Raw genomic sequence first — 1,798 nt, 5'->3', positions numbered from 1 at the left:
CCTACCACCGGGGGGCCCTCCGGTACTGGCCCCGGGGGGCGGGTCCCCCGGTCCCGCCCGCTCCCCGCGCCCGGCGGGGGGGGGCCCCCCCCCCCCCCCCCCCCGCCACCCCGGCTCCGTGCCGGAGCCGTGTCATGCCGTCAGCGCTGCAGTGTCAGCAGGCCCGGACGATAGGGCAGGAGGCCGTAGTCGCCGCCCGATTCGGGGCTGCGCCCCTGGTAGAGCAGCTGCAGGTTGCAGGGATCGACGGTCATCGTCTGATCGGGGCCGGTGCGGATCAGTTCGCCGTGGCTGATGTCGTTGGTCCAGCCGGCGCCGCTGTTGGCCTTGCCGGCGAAGGGGTTGCTCTCGGTCGCGGCCTGGGGTGTCCACGAGCCGTTCAGGCTGTTGGCCGTGAACGAGCGGAAGTACCGGCCCTGCGAGCCGATCGCCTCGACGATCATGAGGTAGCGGTCCTGGCCCTGGAGCTTGTAGACCTGCGGGGCTTCGAACAGGTTGTTCGTCGAATCGCTCATGACCACGGTCGAGCTCGTGCCGAAGCTGCCCGGGAAGTTCCCGATCGGCATGCCGGCCCGGTAGATCTTGCCGTTGTCGCCGGCGAAGAACAGGTACATGTTCGTCCCGTCGGCGATGAGCGTCTGGTCGATGGGACCGGTGCCGGAGCCGCTGATGCTTCCGGAGAAGAGCTCCTGCTCAGCGGACCAGCCGTTCGGGTTGGTGGGGTCGCTCGACGTCCGGTAGGAGAAGGCGGTCCTGCCCCACTGGTAGGCCAGCACCCAGATGTTCTTCGGCGCGAAGTAGAAGAGCGTGGGCGCCACGGCGGAATTGGACATCGCGTTCTGGCCGGCCGAGGCCATCTCCGACCAGTTGGTGAACGGGCTGAAGCTCATCGAACCCCACCGCGTCCCGGTGTCGTGCGTCGTCGCGTAGACGAGTTGCCGGCCGTTGTAGGGCACGACCGTGAAGTCCTTGAGCGAGACCCAGCCCGCCTTGGGCTGCGCCAGCGCGCCCGTCGACGACCAGCGGTACGACGACGGAAGGGCGCACGTGCCGGGGTTGCCCGCACCGACCTTGACGAGCTGCCACTGCTGGTTGGCGCCGCCCCAGTCGTCGTACTGGACGACGTTCGCGCCGTCGGCGGTGGAGGCGCCCTGCACTTCGAGGGCCTTGTTGCTGTGGCGCGCGATGAGCCTCACGAAGCCGTCGGGGCTGTCGGCCAGCCGCCACTGCTGGTTGGTGCCGTTCACGTCGGTCCACTGGACGATCCCGGCGCCGTTGGCGGTGGACCCGTCGCGGACGTCCAGCACCTTGCCCGAAAGGCGGGACTTGATGCGGTAGTAGCCGCCGCCGGAGTCGACGAACTGCCATTGCTGCTGGCTCTGGTCGTTCCTGGTCCACTGGGTGATGCGGGCCCCGTCGTTGGTGGCCAGGTTGTAGACGTCCAGGGCCTTGCCGCTGTTGCGGTTGACCAGCACGTACGAGGCGTTGGTGTCGACGGTCGCCGCGCCGGCGGGCTGGGCACCGAAGAAGGTGGCCAGGAGCAGCAGGGGCGTGAGGACGGCGAGCAGGCGTTTCAGGTGCACCGGTGACCGATGGTGAAACGGCATCAGAACTGCTCCTTCGAGGTGTGGGGGCGAGCTCCCCGAGGGGCCGCGGGGCGGACGCGTCGGGGGGCGGACAAGGGAGGGGTGTGGGGGCGGGCGGGCCCCCCGGGGTGGGGCCGGGGGGGGGGTTGCGGTGGGGGGGGGTCGCCGGGGGGGGGTTGGCGGATTGCGGCCGTTATTGGTTGGGATTGGGG

1 protein-coding gene is annotated in these 1,798 nt (G+C 70.2%); it reads right to left on the bottom strand.

What is annotated here, in order from left to right; translation table 11 throughout:
• Positions 1-140 precede the first annotated feature (140 nt).
• On the bottom strand, positions 141-1,607 hold the full coding sequence (locus tag ACWGN5_RS32050) for a non-reducing end alpha-L-arabinofuranosidase family hydrolase (protein ID WP_453521745.1): 1,467 nt from the start codon (positions 1,605-1,607) through the stop codon (positions 141-143).
• Between the last annotated feature and the right edge of the window lie 191 nt (positions 1,608-1,798).

This window comes from Streptomyces sp. NPDC055815, assembly GCF_053616475.1.
Note: the sequence above shows the minus strand (reverse complement) of the source record. Positions and strands in the feature narration are given on the sequence as shown.

Coding starts and splice junctions, on each gene's coding strand:
- ACWGN5_RS32050 (WP_453521745.1), bottom strand. CDS start 1,607: ATGCCGTTTCACCATCGGTCACCGGTGCACCTGAAACGCCTGCTCGCC.